The organism is Iodidimonas sp. SYSU 1G8 (assembly GCF_039655775.1).
In the GTDB taxonomy this organism is placed as follows: Bacteria; Pseudomonadota; Alphaproteobacteria; order SMXS01; family SMXS01; genus RI-34.
This window is the reverse complement of sequence record NZ_JBBYXJ010000002.1, coordinates 453856-467845: the sequence shown is the minus strand read 5'-3', so window position 1 is coordinate 467845 and position 13990 is coordinate 453856. Positions and strand designations below refer to the sequence as shown.

At 66.2% G+C, this 13990-nt stretch carries 13 protein-coding genes and 1 pseudogene; 3 read left to right on the top strand and 11 right to left on the bottom strand.

Annotated features, from left to right (window positions below; translation table 11 throughout):
• Position 1 precedes the first annotated feature (1 nt).
• From ccoP to WJU17_RS13325, 5 genes are read right to left on the bottom strand one after another with little or no spacing between them, the layout of a single operon-like run.
• Entirely contained in the window at positions 2–889 is an 888-nt protein-coding gene (ccoP, locus tag WJU17_RS13345) for a cytochrome-c oxidase, cbb3-type subunit III (RefSeq protein WP_346327890.1), read from the bottom strand.
• Between the two features lie 3 nt (positions 890–892).
• Positions 893–1042, bottom strand: a complete 150-nt coding sequence (locus WJU17_RS13340; protein WP_346327889.1) for a cbb3-type cytochrome c oxidase subunit 3 — start codon at positions 1040–1042, stop codon at positions 893–895.
• Positions 1043–1051: 9 nt separating this feature from the next.
• Positions 1052–1780, bottom strand: a complete 729-nt coding sequence (ccoO, locus tag WJU17_RS13335; RefSeq protein ID WP_346327888.1) for a cytochrome-c oxidase, cbb3-type subunit II — start codon at positions 1778–1780, stop codon at positions 1052–1054.
• Between the two features lies 1 nt (position 1781).
• Positions 1782–3392: a cytochrome-c oxidase, cbb3-type subunit I gene (ccoN, locus tag WJU17_RS13330; protein WP_346327887.1), complete on the bottom strand. Its 1611-nt coding sequence runs from the start codon at positions 3390–3392 to the stop codon at positions 1782–1784.
• Positions 3393–3403: 11 nt separating this feature from the next.
• A complete protein-coding gene (locus tag WJU17_RS13325; protein ID WP_346327886.1) occupies positions 3404–4267 on the bottom strand; it encodes a hypothetical protein in 864 nt (287 codons plus the stop codon).
• A 264-nt stretch (positions 4268–4531) separates the two neighbouring features.
• Here WJU17_RS13325 and WJU17_RS13320 point away from each other — a divergent pair, with 264 nt between their 5' ends.
• Positions 4532–5128, top strand: coding sequence for a VOC family protein (locus tag WJU17_RS13320; protein ID WP_346327885.1), 597 nt, complete (start codon positions 4532–4534; stop codon positions 5126–5128).
• Between the two features lie 62 nt (positions 5129–5190).
• On the opposite strand, the gene WJU17_RS13315 is transcribed toward WJU17_RS13320, so the two are convergent.
• From WJU17_RS13315 to WJU17_RS13290, 6 genes and pseudogenes are all read right to left on the bottom strand, one after another.
• Positions 5191–6594: an NAD(P)(+) transhydrogenase (Re/Si-specific) subunit beta gene (locus WJU17_RS13315; RefSeq protein ID WP_346327884.1), complete on the bottom strand. Its 1404-nt coding sequence runs from the start codon at positions 6592–6594 to the stop codon at positions 5191–5193.
• A gap of 12 nt (positions 6595–6606) precedes the next feature.
• Positions 6607–6912: pseudogene (locus WJU17_RS13310) on the bottom strand (proton-translocating transhydrogenase family protein); the annotation flags it as partial.
• 29 nt (positions 6913–6941) lie between these two features.
• Entirely contained in the window at positions 6942–8093 is a 1152-nt protein-coding gene (locus tag WJU17_RS13305) for a Re/Si-specific NAD(P)(+) transhydrogenase subunit alpha (protein ID WP_346327883.1), read from the bottom strand.
• Between the two features lie 109 nt (positions 8094–8202).
• The gene (locus WJU17_RS13300; protein WP_346327882.1) at positions 8203–9156 is read right to left on the bottom strand and encodes a hypothetical protein; all 954 of its coding nucleotides are present in this window, start codon (positions 9154–9156) and stop codon (positions 8203–8205) included.
• Positions 9157–9173: 17 nt separating this feature from the next.
• Entirely contained in the window at positions 9174–10952 is a 1779-nt protein-coding gene (locus WJU17_RS13295; protein WP_346327881.1) for a M3 family oligoendopeptidase, read from the bottom strand.
• A gap of 1 nt (position 10953) precedes the next feature.
• The gene (locus WJU17_RS13290) at positions 10954–11196 is read right to left on the bottom strand and encodes a DUF2312 domain-containing protein (protein ID WP_346327880.1); all 243 of its coding nucleotides are present in this window, start codon (positions 11194–11196) and stop codon (positions 10954–10956) included.
• A 156-nt stretch (positions 11197–11352) separates the two neighbouring features.
• Between WJU17_RS13290 and pyk the strand changes: the two genes are divergently transcribed.
• Both pyk and WJU17_RS13280 read left to right on the top strand, forming a co-directional pair.
• Positions 11353–12777: a pyruvate kinase gene (gene pyk, locus WJU17_RS13285; protein WP_346327879.1), complete on the top strand. Its 1425-nt coding sequence runs from the start codon at positions 11353–11355 to the stop codon at positions 12775–12777.
• Positions 12778–13223: 446 nt separating this feature from the next.
• Positions 13224–13832 carry a hypothetical protein gene (locus tag WJU17_RS13280; protein WP_346327878.1) on the top strand — a complete coding sequence of 203 codons (609 nt, stop codon included), beginning with the start codon at positions 13224–13226 and terminating at the stop codon, positions 13830–13832.
• Positions 13833–13990 lie beyond the last annotated feature (158 nt).

Genomic DNA, 13990 nt, shown 5'->3' with positions numbered 1-13990 from the left:
GTCAGGGCGCCGCTACCGAAGGCTCGCCGCCGCCCAGCGAATGAACGTAGATCACCACCTGTTTCAGCGTCGCCTCGTCCAGCTTGCCGCCCCAGGCCGGCATCACGCCGCGCCGGGCGTTGGTGATGCTTTCAATGACCGTCGCCCGGTCGCCGCCATACAGCCAGATGCCGTCCTTCAGCGAAGGCGCGCCCTGCGCCCGGTCGCCGCCCCCGTCGGCGCCGTGGCAGGCGGCGCACTGATCGGCGAACACCACCGCGCCACGCGCCGCCGCCGACGGATCATGGTCCTGCCCGGACAGGGACAGGACGTAGTCCGCCGTGTCCGCGATCTGCTTGCGGTCGAGAATGCCGTCGCGCCCGAACGCCGGCATCAGCGACATGCGGGTCTGCGCATCGTTCTCCGACCGGATGCCGTGCCGAAGGGTGAAGTGGAGCTCCTCCAGCGTGCCGCCCCACAGCCAGTCGTCATCATTGAGGTTGGGATAGCCCTTGGCGCCCGCGCCGCCGCCGCCATGGCACTGGACGCAGTTCACCGCGAAGGCCGAGCGCCCGCCGGCCACGGCGAAATCGAACAGCGCCGGATCGTGCCGGATGCGCTCCAGCGGCAAAGCCTCGATCTGCGCCAGGTACCGCGACTGCGCCGCGCGCGCCTCGCTCACCGAGGCGGTCAGGTTCGCCCGGCTTGAGAAGCCGAGCACGCCCCTGGTCGCGCCGTCGATCAGCGGCCACGCCGGATAGAACACCGTGTAGATCAGCGCCCAGACGATGCAGGCATAGAACGTCCACAGCCACCAGCGCGGCAACGGGTTGTTCAGTTCCTTGATGCCGTCCCACTCATGCCCCGTGGTCTCGACACCGCTCAGCGCGTCCCGTTCCTTGTCGGTCATGGCTCAGTCCTCGTCCAGCGGGATGCGGGCAATGCGCTCATAGGCCTGCCGCGCGCCCGGCCGGAACACGAAGGCGACAACGGCGACGAAGATGACCAGCAAGTAGACCAGGCCCCAGCTGTCGGCGAGATGGCGAAGGTCGTTGTAATCCATGATGATCCCCTAGCGCCGGTTGGCTTCTTCGTCATAGGCGTTGAAATCCACCAGCGTGCCGAGCATCTGGAGGTAGGCGACGACCGCGTCCATCTCGCTGACGAGCCTGGGATCGCCGTCGAAATCGCGGATGACCGCGCCGGGATAGCGTTGCCGCAACGCGTCCGCGCCCTTGCCGTCCGGCTCCGTCTGGGCGGCCAGATCGGCCAGCGCGTTCTCCAGCATGGCCTCCGAATAGGGCACGCCCACCTGATGGTTCGCCCGCAGATGATCGGCGATGTCGTCGGTGCGCAGCGGCGTCTCGGCCAGGAACGCATAGCCGGGCATCACCGATTCCGGCACCACCGAACGCGGCGCCTTCAGATGCTGGACGTGCCACTCGTCGGAGTACTTGCCGCCCACCCGCGCCAGGTCCGGCCCGGTCCGCTTCGAGCCCCACTGGAACGGATGGTCGTACATGCTCTCGGCCGCAAGGCTGTAATGACCGTAGCGTTCGACCTCGTCACGGAACGGCCGGATCATCTGGCTGTGGCAGGTGTAGCAGCCCTCGCGGATGTAGATGCCGCGTCCCGCCAGCTCCAGCGGCGTGTAGGGCCGCATGCCCTGCACCTTCTCGATGGTGTTCTGCAGGTAGAACAGCGGCGCGATCTCGACGATGCCGCCGATGCTGACCACGATGAAGCTGAGCACCAGCAGCAGCGTCGCGTTCTTCTCGATGATGGCGTGACTGAACTTCATGTCACGCTCCCTGCGCGGCGGGGACGGCGAAGCCCATGGGCGCCTCGCGCCGGCTGCGGCCCTGGATCGTCCGCGCCACGTTGTAGGCCATGATGAACCCGCCCAGCAGGTACAGGCCGCCGCCCGCGGCGCGGATCAGGTAGAAGGGATGCATGGCGGCCACCGTCTCGGCGAAGCTGTATTGCAGGAAGCCGAGCTGGTCGTAGGCGCGCCACATCAGGCCCTGCATGATGCCGCTGACCCACATGGACGCCGCGTAAAGCACGATGCCGATGGTCGCCAGCCAGAAGTGCCAGTTGACCAGCCGCGCGCTGTAGAGCGCCGGACGCCCCCACAGTTTCGGCGTCAGGAAATAGATCGCGCCGAAACTGATCATGCCGACCCAGCCCAGCGCGCCGGAATGCACGTGGCCGATGGTCCAGTCGGTGTAGTGGCTGAGCGAGTTGACGGCCTTGATGGACATCATCGGGCCCTCGAAGGTGCTCATGCCGTAGAAGGCGATGGCCATGACCATCATGCGCAGCACCGGATCGGTGCGCAGCTTGTCCCAGGCGCCGGACAGCGTCATCAGGCCGTTGATCATGCCGCCCCAGCTCGGCATCCACAGCATGATCGAGAACACCATGCCCAGCGTCTGCGCCCAGTCGGGCAGCGCCGTGTAGTGCAGATGATGCGGCCCGGCCCAGATGTAGAGGAAGATCAGGGCCCAGAAATGGATGATCGACAGCCGGTAGGAATAGATCGGCCGGTTCGCCTGCTTGGGCACGAAATAGTACATCATCCCCAGGAAGCCGGCGGTCAGGAAGAAGCCGACGGCGTTGTGGCCGTACCACCACTGGGTCAGCGCATCCTGCACGCCCGAGAACAGCGAATAGCTCTTGGCCCCCAGCAGCGAGACCGGCATGGCCAGATTGTTCACCACGTGCAGCATGGCGATGGTGACGATGAACGCCAGATAGAACCAGTTGGCCACGTAGATGTGCGGTTCCTTGCGCTTGAACAACGTCCCGAGGAACACCGCCAGATACGCCACCCACACGACGGTGAGCCACAGATCCACGTACCATTCGGGCTCGGCGTACTCCTTGCTCTGGGTGATGCCGAGCAGATAGCCGGTCGCCGCCAGCACGATGAACAGCTGATAGCCCCAGAACACGAACCAGGCCGTGTTGCCCAGCGCCAGCCGCGCGCCCGTCGTGCGCTGGACCACGTAGAAGCTGGTGGCGATCAGTGCGTTGCCGCCGAAGGCGAACACCACCGCCGACGTATGCAGCGGCCGCAGCCGCCCGAAACTGGTATAGGCCAGATCCAGGTTGAGCTGCGGGAAGGTCAGCTGCAGCGCGATGACGAGGCCGACAAGGAACCCGGCGAGGCCCCAGAACACCGTGGCGACGACGCCGGCCCGGACGACCCCGTCCAGGTACTTCTCCGTCACCGGCTTCGGCTTGCCTTCCGGATCGAAGATCTGAAGGCCGGCGATGATGGCGACGCCCGCCGCGAGCGCGACGATCCACGCGTGCACCGCGAAATTCGGGTCATGGGTCAGCCCGGCGGCGAGGATCGCCAGCATCGCCACCAACCCCATGACCACATGGTAGAGTCCCGCACCCATGCCCGTGATCCTCAGAAGCTGATGACGGCGTCGGCGTAGACGCGCCAGCTGGTGATGTCCTTGCGGCTGGTGACCGGCGCCTCGTAGGCGGCGCCGAGCAGCACGTTGGAGGCGATCCGGAAGCGCGCGCCGGCGGCCACGGTCGCGACGGTGCCGCCATCGGTGGCGCCGAAATTGACCAGGTCGAAGCCCTCGAACGGCACGTTCATGCGCGCGCCATGGTCGATGACCGAAAACACGTTGAACTCGACCAGCGGGTAGAACCAGTCGGTCACGGCGTAGTTGGCATGCAGCGAGCCGACCAGCAGCGAGCTGTCCGCGTCGGAATCGAGCGCCATGTTGGCGTTGACGCTGGCCTGCACCTGCAGCCTGTCGAACTGCTTCACCGCCGTCGCGAAGACGTTGATGAAGCCGTCGCCATGGCCCTGCAGGCTGATGCCCGCCGTCTTGAGGCTGCCCAGCGGCGCCTCGTAGCGCAAGCCGACCGTCAGCGCCGCGTCGTCGGTCAGCACCAGCGCATATTTCAAGCCGGCGGCGATGTTGGCGAACCCGTTGTCGTCCGGCAGCACCCCGGCGAAATGCACGTCGGCATAGCCGTCCTTGGTGGCGATGATCGCCAGCCTGTCGGTGATCGCGACGCGCGCCTGCACCGCCGCCACGTCCACGTTGCCGCCGCCGGTCAGGAAGCCTTTCGGAATGTCGTGGTGAATGAAGACCGGCCGCACCTCGGTGGTGATCAGCGGGCTCTCGTTGAACAGGGGATTGCTGACCGGCGGGATGTAGCGCAGCGGCTCCGCCCGCGCGCCCGGCGCGGCCACCATCATCGCGGCGGCCAGGGCCGCGCCCGTCAGCGCCTTGGGTCCGATATCGTCCATGCCAGGTTGTCCTTTCGGCTGCCGGGCGGCGCCGCGGCCGGTCATGGCCTGGGTGGAGCGCCCGCACCGCCGACCTTCGTCCGGGCACGCCTCCGGAGCCTTGATCGCGATCAACGGTCGCCGGCTTCGCCCTATCGCGCGCCGCATGGCAGCAATGCAGCCGGGGCGTGCGGCGGCGCCGTGACGCGGCCGCTGAAAAGCGGATGAAAAATTTGTATGAGCGTATAAAATTCACCGACGGCTTCAGCCATGGGGAGAGACGGGATGACGGCGCCGAAGAACGAGAAGTTCGAGATCATGGGCGTGAACCACCTCGCGCTGGTGTGCAAGGACATGAAGCGCACGGTGGCGTTCTATTCCGGCCTGCTCGGCATGCCGCTCACCAAGACCATCGATCTGCCCAACGGCATGGGCCAGCATTTCTTCTTCGATATCGGCAATGGCGACTCGCTCGCCTTCTTCTGGTTCCCCGACGCGCCCGAGGCGGTGCCCGGCGTGACCCATCCGGCCCATCTGGTCGGGCGCGGATCGATCACCACGGCGCACGCCTCGCTCAACCATCTGGCGTTCAACGTACCCGCTGACAGGATCGACGAGTACCGCCGCAGGCTGGAAGCGGCGGGCATCGAGATCACGCCCGTCATCAACCATGACGAGTCCGAGCGCCAGGCCAGCCTGGAACTCACCCCCTCCACCTTCGTGCGCTCGATCTACTTCCTCGACCCGGACGGCATCCAGCTGGAATTCGCGGCCTGGACGCGGCCCATGGGCGCGCCCGGCGACGTTCGGCACGACCCGGCGACCGCCGATGACGCCGCGCGCTATCTGGCGCTGCAGCGGGTCGCCGAACCGGCGGAATAAGGCGCCGGCCACAAAAAAGGGGCTGCCGAAGCAGCCCCTTTGTCGTCGGGATGAACCCTGCCTTACAGCGACTTGACGATCTCTTCGACCATCTTCTTGGCGTCGCCGAACAGCATCATGGTGTTGTCGCGGAAGAACAGCTCGTTCTCCACGCCGGCGTAACCGGCCGCCATGCCGCGCTTGATGAACAGCACGGTCTTGGCGTTTTCCACGTCGAGCACCGGCATGCCGTAGATCGGGCTGGTCTTGTCGGTCTTGGCCGCCGGGTTGGTCACGTCGTTGGCGCCGATGACGAAGGCCACGTCGGTCTGGCTGAACGACGAGTTGATGTCCTCCAGCTCGAAGACCTCGTCATAGGGCACGTTGGCTTCGGCCAGCAGCACGTTCATGTGGCCAGGCATGCGGCCGGCGACCGGATGGATGGCGTACTTCACGGTGACGCCTTCCTTCTTCAGCTCCTCGGCCATTTCCTTCAGCGCGTGCTGCGCCTGGGCGACGGCCATGCCGTAACCCGGGACGATGATCACCGAACCGGCGTTCTTCATGATGAAGGCCGCGTCCTCGGCCGAGCCGCGCTTCACCGGGCGGGTTTCGACCGCCCCGGCCGCCGCAGCCGTCGAATCGCCGCCGAAGCCGCCGAGAATGACGCTGAAGAACGAGCGGTTCATGGCCTTGCACATGATGTAGGACAGGATCGCGCCCGAGGAGCCGACCAGCGCGCCGGTGATGATCAGCGCGGTGTTGGACAGGGTGAAGCCGATACCGGCGGCCGCCCAGCCCGAATAGGAGTTCAGCATGGACACGACGACCGGCATGTCGGCGCCGCCGATCGGGATGATCAGGGTGATGCCGATGACCAGCGACAGCACGGCGATGGTCCACAGCACCCAGGCTTCCTGGGCGATGCAGAAATAGACGATCAGCAGCACCAGGATGATGCCGAGCAGCGCGTTCAACAGGTGCTGGCCCGGGAACACGACCGGCGCGCCCGACACCAGGCCCTGCAGCTTGGTGAAGGCGATGACCGAACCGGTGAACGTCACCGCGCCGATGGCGATGCCCAGCGACATCTCGACCAGGCTGGCGGTGTGGATGGCGCCCGGCACGCCGATGTTGAAGGCTTCCGGCGAATAGAAGGCGCTGGCGGCCACCATCACGGCGGCGAGGCCGACGAGGCTGTGGAACGCGGCGACCAGCTGCGGCATGGCCGTCATGGCGACCTTGCGCGCGATCACGGCGCCGATGCCGCCGCCGATGGCGAGGCCGCCGACGATGAGCCCGATGGTGGCCGGATCGACCCCGTGCCCGGCGATGTTCGCCAGCGTGGTGCCGATGGCGATTGCCATGCCGATCATGCCCATCGTGTTGCCCCGGCGCGAGGTGACCGGCGACGACAGGCCGCGCAGCGCCAGGATGAACAGGACGCCGGAGATCAGGTAGAGAATGGCGGTGAGATTCGCGGACATTTCCCCGGCCCCTTACTTTTCTTTTTTCTTGTACATGGCCAGCATGCGCTGGGTGACCAGGAAGCCGCCGAAGATGTTGACGGACGCCATGATGAGCGCCAGGAAGCCCAGGATTTTCGACGTCCAGGTCATCTTCTCGACGTTGATGTCGGCCATTTCGGGGATCTGCACGCCGACCGCGATCAGCGCGCCGACCACGATCACCGACGAAATGGCGTTGGTCACGGCCATCAGCGGCGTGTGCAGGGCGGGCGTGACGCTCCAGACCACATAATAACCGACGAAGATCGCCAGCACGAAGATCGCCAGCTGGAAGACGACGGGGCTAACAACGAGGTGTTCCATGGTCAGGCTCCCTGGCCGGAGAATTGCGGGTGGACGATCTGGCCGTCGCGGGTCAGCAGGATGCCGGCGACGGTCTCGTCGTCCCAGGTGAAGGACAGGACGCCGTCCTTGACGTGCGGTGACACGAAGTTCAGCAGGTTCTTGGCGAACAAATTGGACGCGTCCACCGGCACGCGGCTGGGCACGTTGAAATGGCCGATGATGGTCACGTCATGGCGCACCACGACCTCGCCCGGCACGGTCAGCGTGCAGTTGCCGCCGGTTTCCGCCGCCAGATCGTAGATCACCGAACCCGGCTTCATGGACTGGACCATGGCCTCGTCGATCAGCTTGGGCGCGGGACGGCCCGGGATCAGCGCCGTGGTGATGGCGATGTCCTGCTTGGCGATGGTGTCGGCGATCAGCTTGGCCTGCTTGGCCTTGTAGGCGTCGCTCATTTCCTTGGCATAGCCGGCGGCGGTCTCGGCGGCCTTGGACTCCTCGTCCTCGACCATCAGGAACTTGCCGCCCAGCGATTCCACCTGCTCCTTGGTGGCCGGACGCACGTCGGTCGCCGACACGATGGCGCCCAGGCGCTTGGCCGTCGCGATCGCCTGCAGGCCCGAAACACCGGCGCCGAAGACCATGACCTTGGCCGGGGCGACGGTGCCCGCCGACGTCATCATCATGGGCATGGCGCGGTTGTAATGGTCCGCCGCCTCGATCACCGCCTTGTAGCCGGCGAGGTTGTTCTGCGACGACAGGATGTCCATGGACTGGGCGCGGCTGATGCGCGGCATCAGTTCCATGGCCATGGCGTTGATGCCGGCGCTTGCATAGGCGGCGACACCCTCCATATCCTGATACGGGCTGAGCGAGGCGATCAGATACGCGCCGCGCTTGATCAGGCTCATTTCGTCCAGATCGCCTTCGCCGGCACGCAGCGGGCGCTGGATCTTGAAGACGATATCGGCGTCCGCGTAGGCCGAGGCCGCGTCCGGGGCAATGGTCGCGCCCGCTTCCGCGAAGAGGCGGTCCGGCATGGCGGCGGCTTCGCCGGCGCCGGTTTCGACGACAACGTCGAAGCCCAGGGCCTTCAGCTTCTTGACGGTTTCCGGCGAGACCGCGACACGGCGTTCGTGCGGTCGCCGTTCCTTGGGTACAGCGATTTTCATGAAAAAGTCCCGTTATGCCGTTTTTGCAGGCGTGTTTATCGTTGGCCGGGACTATAGCAGACGAACCATGCGCCGCAACAATCAGTGCTGTGTACAAGCGCACGTGACTTTACGGTTTGCGCACGGCCTCTTCCGCTGACGCGCGGGGCGAGAGGCGCCGCGCCACCAGCCCCGCGATGGCGAGTGGCGCCTGTCCCTGATAGGCGGCGGTGCCCCGTGTCACGGCCATGGGCGGCGCGTCGAGGCCCATCACCAGCCGCCGGACGTCGCCGGCGATGGCCTGCTCCGTCGCGATGCTGTGCTCGAGACCGTCGCGCAAGGCCCGCAGCGCCGTTTCCATGGGCGCGCCGCCCGTTTCCGACGAGCGCCGCGTCAGCGCCCTGGTGTAGCGCGGCGCCAGCTCGCCGGCGCGCCGCAGCATGGCTTCCGCCGCGTCGAGCCCGCGCAGGGCGTCGGCCCGGTCGCGGCCCCAGCTCCTCGCCCGCCCCGGATCGCTGGCGTGATCGAGCAGGCGGACCATGGCCGCGTTGAGCGTGGCGCGCGCCAGGGCGATCCAGTGCTGCGGGTGATACGCCGGCGCCGCCGCCGCCGACGCCTGCTGGAACACGCGCTCATGCTCCAGCAGCCCGATCAACAGCCGGTCCTGCGCGCCGTGCAGCAGCAATTGCGTGTCCGCGTCGCCCGCCTGCCGGGCGAGCCACAATTGCCGGCACACCGAAATCTGCCGCTCGATCGCGCCGGGCAGGGCATGGGCATAATCGAGAACGCGGGCCAGATAGGCGGCCCGGCGCGGATTGCCGAGCGCCGGCGCGGCCAGGGTTGCGAGGGCGCGGCCGATGTCGCCGCCGCGCCGCGCCGCGTCCGCCAGCACGTCGTCGGGCGGCGCGTCGGGCGAGATCGCCATGTGCTCGAGCAGGGACAGATAGACGGCGCTGGCCTGGACCAGCGCCGGACGCAGCATCCCGGTGAACTCGAACTCGGCCTTGCCGTCCTGCCGCGCCCGCCGCGCCGCCGCCCAGGGCGTCGGCAACAGGCGCTGGCGCAGGCGGAACAGCCAGTCCACGGGAGCCTCCGTAAAGGTTAGAGCCGCTCCAGCTCGTCGATCATGCCCGAGATCACCGAGAGGCCCTGTTGCCAGAACGCCGGATCGGACGCATCGAGGCCGAACGGCTCGAGCAGTTCCTTGTGCCGCTTGGTGCCGCCGGCCCGCAGCATGTCGAGATACTTGTCCTCGAACCCCTCGGGCGTGCGCTGATAGACCGCGTAGAGCGAGTTCACCAGGCAATCGCCGAAGGCATAGGCGTAGACGTAGAACGGCGTGTGGATGAAGTGCGGGATGTAGCACCAGTAGTCCCGGTACCCCTCGGTCAGCGTGATCGCCGGCCCCAGGCTGTTGCCCTGGACCTCCATCCAGATCTCGCCCAGCCGGGTCGGCGTCAGCTCGCCGCTGCGGCGCTCGGCGTGGACCCGCTCCTCGAAGGTGTGGAACGCGGTCTGGCGTACCACCGTGTTGATCATGTCCTCGACCTTGCCGGCCAGCATCGCCTTGCGCGCGGCCGGGTCCGTGGTCTGGGCGAGCAGCGCCTGGAAGGTCAGCATCTCGCCGAACACGCTGGCGGTTTCCGCCAGGGTCAGCGGCGTGCCGGCCATCAGCGCGCCGCGCGGACCGGACAGCACCTGATGCACGCCATGACCCAGCTCGTGCGCCAAGGTGGTCACGTCGCGGGTCTTGCCCTGATAGTTCAGCAGCAGATAGGGATGGGCCGACGGCACGGTCGGATGCGCGAAGGCGCCGCCCTGCTTGCCGGCCTTCACCGGCGCGTCGATCCAGTTGTTACTGAAGAACTGGCTGCCCACATCGGCCAGCTTGGGCGAGAAGGCGCGGTAGGCCTCGATCACCGTCGAGGTCGCCTGCTCCCACGGAATATGCGCGTCGTCCTGCTCGGGCAGCGGCGCGTTGCGGTCCCAGAAGTTCAGCGTGTCCATGCCGAGCCACTTGGCCTTCAGCGCATAATAGCGGTGCGCCAACTTGGGATAGGCCTCGCGCGCGGCGCTGACCAGCGCATCGACCACTTCCGGCTCGACCTGGTTGGCCAGATGGCGCGACGCCGCCGGCGTCTTGTACTTGCGCCAGCGGTCCTCGACTTCCTTGTCCTTGACCAGCGTGTTCATGATCAGCGCGAACAGGCGGATGTTCTTGCCGAACACCTCGGTCAGCGCCTCGGCCGCCTTGCGGCGCTTTTCCGGGTCCTTGTCCGACAGCAGACTGAGCGCCTGTTCCTCGGTCAGCGTCTCGCCGTCGACGGTGAAGCGCAGGCCGGCGATGGTCTCGTCGAACAGGCGCGTCCAGGACGACCGGCCCGCCACCGATTTGTCGTGCAGCAGATGCTCGGCCTCGTCCGACAGCTGGTGTTCGCGGAACAGCCGCACCTCGTCCAGCCACGGCCGGTAGTGGTTCAGCGCGTCGCTCTCCAGCATGGTCTCGAACGCCGCGTCCTCGATCCGGTTGATCTCCAGCGTGAAGAACAGCAGGTGCGCGCTGATATCGGTCAGCGTCTCCTGGATGCCCTGCGCGAAGCGCGCGGTCTCGGAATCGTCGAGCCGGGTGACGTAGTACAGGCCCGAATAGCTGCCGATGCGTCCGGCCAGCTCCTCGATCTGTTCATAGATGGTGACCGCCTCGCCGAGCGCGTCGCCGCTCAGGCTGGTGATCTTGCCCTGATAGGACGCCTCGAAGTCCTTCGCCCGCTGCTCCAGTTCCTTCAGCGCCGCCGCCAGTTCGGGCGACTCGGGCCCGGGATAGAGATCGGTCAGATCCCATTCGGGCAGGGTGGTGTTGGAGCGTGCGGGCTGGGCCATGTTATCCCTCGACGGCTGCGAGATAGAGTTCGACCAGGGCTTCCAGTTCCTGACGGTCCGCCCGCTCCATCTTGCGCAGGCGAATCACCTGACGGACGATCTTGGGGTCGAATCCGTTGCCCTTGGCCTCGGCATAGATGTCCTTGATATCTTCCTGCAGGCCCTTCTTTTCTTCCTCGAGCCGCTCGATGCGCTCGACGATGGACTTGAGTTGACCCGCCGCGATACCGCCGACATCGGCCATGAAACGCTCCCTGTATCTGTGTGTTCCTGTGTTGCGGGAAACTTAGCGGCTCAGGCCGGGATTGCAAGGCGCGTGGCCGTGTCTTCGCGCCGCCCGCCCTGTCCCGCGCCGCGCCGCTGTGCTAAGCCGGGGCGCCAAATCTCCGGAGACCCTGCCATGCGCCTTTCCCGCAGCATCCGCATCCTCGCGACCCTGGGCCCCGCCAGCAGCACGCCCGCCATGATCCGCGCCCTGTACGAGGCCGGCGCCGACGCGTTCCGCCTCAACATGAGCCATGGCGATCACGGCCAGATCGCCGCGCTCTATCAGGCGGTGCGCGGCGTCGAGGACGCGGCCGGCCGGCCGATCGGCATCCTCGCCGACCTGCAGGGCCCCAAGTTCCGCGTCGGCGCCTTCGCCGAGGGCAGGGTCGTGCTGCACGAGGGCGACCTGTTCCGGCTCGACCTCGACAACGCGCCCGGCACCCAGCGGCGTGCCAGCCTGCCGCACCCCGAAATTCTCGCCGCGCTGACGCCCGGCCAGCGGCTGCTGCTCGATGATGGCAAGATCCGGCTGCGCGTGCAGGACATCGGTGATGGCTATGCCGAAACCGTGGTGATGGTCGGCGGCGCCCTGTCCGACCGCAAGGGCGTGAACGTGCCCGAGGCGCTGCTGGCGCTGCCGCCGCTGACCGACAAGGACCGCCGCGACCTCGCCTTCGCGCTGGATCTGGGCGTCGACTGGATCGCCCAGTCCTTCGTGCAGAGCGCCGCCGACGTGGCCGCCGCCCGCGACGCCGTCGACGGCCGCGCCGGGCTGATCGCCAAGATCGAAAAGCCCCAGGCCCTGCGCGACATCGACGCCATCGCCGACATCGCCGACGCCCTGATGGTGGCGCGCGGCGATCTGGGCGTGGAAATGCCGGTGGAGGACGTGCCCGGCGCGCAGAAGAAGATCATCGACGCCGCCCGCCGGCGCGGCAAGCTGGTGGTCGTCGCCACCCAGATGCTGGATTCCATGGTGAAGTCGCCCGTGCCGACCCGCGCCGAGGTCTCCGACGTGGCCAACGCCGTGTTCGAGGGCGCCGACGCGGTGATGCTGTCGGCGGAATCGGCGGCGGGCGAGTTTCCGGTCGAGGCCGTCACCGTCATGGACCGGGTCGGCGCCAAGGTCGAGACCGACCCCCACTACCGCAGCTACATCGACAGCATCCGCCCCATGCCCGAGGCGACCGGCGCCGACGCCATCACCAAGGCCGCCCGCCAGGTGGCCGAGACCCTCGATGCCGCCGCCATCGTCACCTACACCACCTCGGGCTCAACCGCCCTGCGCGCCGCCCGCGAGCGCCCCACCGCGCCGATCCTCGTGCTGACGCCCCGCATCGAGACCGCGCGCCGCCTCACCATCGGCTGGGGCCTGCACGGCTTCATCGGCGAGGACGCGAACAATTTCAGCGACATGGTGGAAAAGGCCCGGCGCATCGCCAAGCAGACCGGCTTCGCCCGCACCGGCGACTTCATCGTCGTCACCGCCGGCGACCCCTTCGGCACCCCCGGCCGCACCAACGTCCTGCGCATCGCCGAAGTCCGCGAGGAGGATTGAGGGAATCCCCAGGGCGCTTTATTTTCTGAAACGATTACTGGCACCAACACCAGCCGGATCGCGCCCCTAAGAACTCACGGGACGTGCGTGGCCCCGCAAAAAATGGTAACCATATGTTACAAGTTGGCTCGTTAGAGCAAAGGATCGGCAGCAATGAGGAATGACGCTGAGCGCCGCGACGCAGTTGTCGCAATCATGAAAAGGCGGGCGATCGAAGGCACCAAGAGCACGGAAGCTGCTCGTAAGATGTTGATCGACGAGGGTATTTATTCTCCAACTGGAGAACTGACGGTCGAATTCGGCGGCAGAGCTCCGGCGCAACATATCATGGTCAGAGGCGGAAAGCCGTTGCCTGAATTTACGGGATCACGGGGAATACGGACAAAGCGCCGGAGCTTGTTAGATCGCGTACTGGCTATCACAAAATTAGGCCGCTCCGAGCCCAGGTGACACGATCTCCCTCTTTCGTACTCGGCTACCATGGATGCTCGCGCGAGACTGCTGAAAGGGCAATCGCGGGAGAACTGACGCTCTTATGGAGTGACACATCTCGCGATTGGCTTGGTGCGGGCGTTTATTTCTGGGAGGGAGATCCGCTCCGCGCTCTGGAGTGGGCGAATTGGAAGGTCCGCCAGGGATCCTATGCGGAAGCGGCGGTGATCGGTGCGGTGATTGATCTTCGGCATTGCCTCGACCTCGCTGCCCGCGAAAATATAGTCATGCTCGAAAGCGCCTATGAATCTTTCATAGCCGTCCAGAAGGAATCTGGACTCGAAATTCCGCAAAACCTCCCGGCCAGCGGCCGACCAGAGAAGGATCTGACGCAGCGGTTTCTCGATTGCGCCGTATTCCGACATTTGCATGCCGGCTTGGTTGAGGCCGGCGATCCAAAGGCGCCACCCTATGATACGGTGCGCGGAATTTTCACTGAGGGTAACCGTGTTTATCCCGGTAGCGGCTTTTATAACCAAACGCACGTCCAGATCGCCGTACGCACGGATGAATGCATCCTTGGGGTCTTCTGGCCTAAACCATACCCCGACGTGAACCAATGACCGATGCATACTGAAAATTTCAGGCTGCCAGACAGCTGATCTGATAGAGCCCCTGCTGCCCAGCATGCGATCTAAAAACGCATGGAACTAACGACTTGTGCCCCAGTCCAGAGATTGCTCTGTGGACGCCATATGGTCGGAGACTAGACAATAATAAG

What these genes read in the sequence shown, in the direction of transcription:
- ccoP (WP_346327890.1), bottom strand. Translation starts at nt 889, where the DNA reads ATGACCGACAAGGAACGGGACGCGCTGAGCGGTGTCGAGACCACGGGG.
- WJU17_RS13340 (WP_346327889.1), bottom strand. Translation starts at nt 1,042, where the DNA reads ATGGATTACAACGACCTTCGCCATCTCGCCGACAGCTGGGGCCTGGTC.
- ccoO (WP_346327888.1), bottom strand. Translation starts at nt 1,780, where the DNA reads ATGAAGTTCAGTCACGCCATCATCGAGAAGAACGCGACGCTGCTGCTG.
- ccoN (WP_346327887.1), bottom strand. Translation starts at nt 3,392, where the DNA reads ATGGGTGCGGGACTCTACCATGTGGTCATGGGGTTGGTGGCGATGCTG.
- WJU17_RS13325 (WP_346327886.1), bottom strand. Translation starts at nt 4,267, where the DNA reads ATGGACGATATCGGACCCAAGGCGCTGACGGGCGCGGCCCTGGCCGCC.
- WJU17_RS13320 (WP_346327885.1), top strand. Translation starts at nt 4,532, where the DNA reads ATGACGGCGCCGAAGAACGAGAAGTTCGAGATCATGGGCGTGAACCAC.
- WJU17_RS13315 (WP_346327884.1), bottom strand. Translation starts at nt 6,594, where the DNA reads ATGTCCGCGAATCTCACCGCCATTCTCTACCTGATCTCCGGCGTCCTG.
- WJU17_RS13305 (WP_346327883.1), bottom strand. Translation starts at nt 8,093, where the DNA reads ATGAAAATCGCTGTACCCAAGGAACGGCGACCGCACGAACGCCGTGTC.
- WJU17_RS13295 (WP_346327881.1), bottom strand. Translation starts at nt 10,952, where the DNA reads ATGGCCCAGCCCGCACGCTCCAACACCACCCTGCCCGAATGGGATCTG.
- WJU17_RS13290 (WP_346327880.1), bottom strand. Translation starts at nt 11,196, where the DNA reads ATGGCCGATGTCGGCGGTATCGCGGCGGGTCAACTCAAGTCCATCGTC.
- pyk (WP_346327879.1), top strand. Translation starts at nt 11,353, where the DNA reads ATGCGCCTTTCCCGCAGCATCCGCATCCTCGCGACCCTGGGCCCCGCC.